The sequence below is a fragment of the Neisseria sp. P0001.S005 genome, from assembly GCF_051963715.1.
In genome coordinates, this window is the sequence record NZ_JBQCTZ010000381.1 from 1 (window position 1) to 1,717 (window position 1,717).

Sequence of the window (1,717 nt, forward strand, 5' to 3'; positions counted from 1 at the left end):
TTGGCCAGGCGTTTCATTCCGTACTTTGCCTGTTTGAAACGGTTGTTGGTACTGGTTTGGGGTTTGAGCAGTCTGCCTCTTGCGGCTTTAAGTGCGCGGTAAATGGTGACGCGGCTGACTTGGTATCGGCGTGCCAGGGAGGTGACGCTTTCCTTCCCCTGCGTGTAGGCCAGCCAAATGGCTTGGCGGTGGTGCGGGGTGAGACGGGTGTTTTTGTGCATGTTCATGTTTCAGTATTCTCCTGGAAATACTGTAAACAACGCTACTAATTTCTACATATCAGGCTTCGGCAACCGAATCACGCGAGAAGGTTTTCTCGCAATAATGGCATTTCAAACGTGTCTGACCATTATGTGAACGGACATAAAAACGGCTGATGACCGGCTCGCCATGACTGGCACAATTGGTATTCGGGCAGCGGAATACTTCTGAAATTTCGTCCGGCAATGACAAATGCTGTTTGTCGATCACCTTAAACTGATCGATTTTGTTTACCACTGCTTCAGGGGCAAATAAAGCCAAACGGTTGGCCGCATTGGCATCCAACCATACGCCGCTGACTTTGATAATGTCTTTGCTTCCCTGCGTTTTGCTGGGCAAATTAAAGCCGACCGTAACCGCACTGCCATAATGCAGCAGCTTAAACTGTCTTAGAATGGCCAAGCCTTTACCGGCAGGAATATGGTCAATTACCGTACCTTGTTCAATCGCTTCAACGCTGAGTTTTGAGTTTTCCATCTTTCGCTCCTTAAACTTCTTCGTTCAATACCAAAGACAAAATCGCCATCCGTGCATACACGCCATTGGTTGCCTGCTCAAAATAATAGGCATGAAGTGTTTTATCCACATCCGGATGAATTTCATCTACCCTCGGTAAAGGATGCAAGACGCGCAAATTGGGTTTGGCGTTTGCCAACATTGACGCATCAAGATTGAACTTACCCTGAATTTTGGCAAATTCCTGCTCATCAAAACGTTCGCGCTGAACACGGGTCATGTACAAAATATCCGCCCATTCGACCGCTTCTTCCAAGCTGGACAAAACTTGGTAAGGGCAACCAGCCTCCTCCAGCTCTTCAGTAATATAGTCCGGCATCGCCAAGCTGGGAGGGGAAACAAATGCAAACTCACAACCCCAACGCTTCAGTGCCTGACACAATGAGTGTACTGTACGGCCATATTTCAAATCACCGGCCATCGCAATTTTCAAATTGCTCAAGCTACCTTGTGTTTCATAAATCGTTACCAAATCCAAAAGCGTCTGGCTCGGATGTTGGTTGGTACCATCACCGGCATTAATCACAGGTACGCTCGAAAACTCGGCCGCTACACGGGCCGCACCGTCTTTCGGATGTCGCTGAATAATCGCATCCGTATAGCTGGAAATAATCCTCGCAGTATCCGCAAGCGTTTCTCCCTTTTTCGCACTGGTATTCGCACCATCTGAAAAACCGATAACTTTCCCACCCAAACGCTGTACCGCCGTTTCAAAAGACAAACGCGTACGGGTAGACGGTTCAAAAAAGCACGAACCAATCAATTTGCCTTCAAGCAAATCTTCACGAGGCTTCTTTTTCAACTTCAAGGCCGTCTGAAGCAGCAATTCGAGCTGCTCCGTCGTCAAATCTGAAATTGAAATTATATGTTGCCGATAAAGCGGATTAGGCATGACCATTCCTTCCCATAAAAAAGCCCGCAACAGGCGGGCGTTTCAAGC

At 47.8% G+C, this 1,717-nt stretch carries 3 protein-coding genes; all 3 read right to left on the reverse strand.

Features of this window, described 5'->3' with window-relative positions:
• Positions 1 to 227, reverse strand: a 227-nt coding sequence (locus tag ACTHSP_RS20380) for a helix-turn-helix domain-containing protein (RefSeq protein WP_440346807.1), incomplete at its 3' end; no start/stop codon positions are given.
• Positions 228 to 279: 52 nt separating this feature from the next.
• Positions 280 to 738, reverse strand: a complete 459-nt coding sequence (gene pyrI / locus ACTHSP_RS20385; RefSeq protein ID WP_003684689.1) for an aspartate carbamoyltransferase regulatory subunit — start codon at positions 736 to 738, stop codon at positions 280 to 282.
• Positions 739 to 748: 10 nt separating this feature from the next.
• Positions 749 to 1,669, reverse strand: coding sequence for an aspartate carbamoyltransferase (gene pyrB / locus ACTHSP_RS20390; RefSeq protein ID WP_440346808.1), 921 nt, complete (start codon positions 1,667 to 1,669; stop codon positions 749 to 751).
• Positions 1,670 to 1,717: the final 48 nt, after the last annotated feature.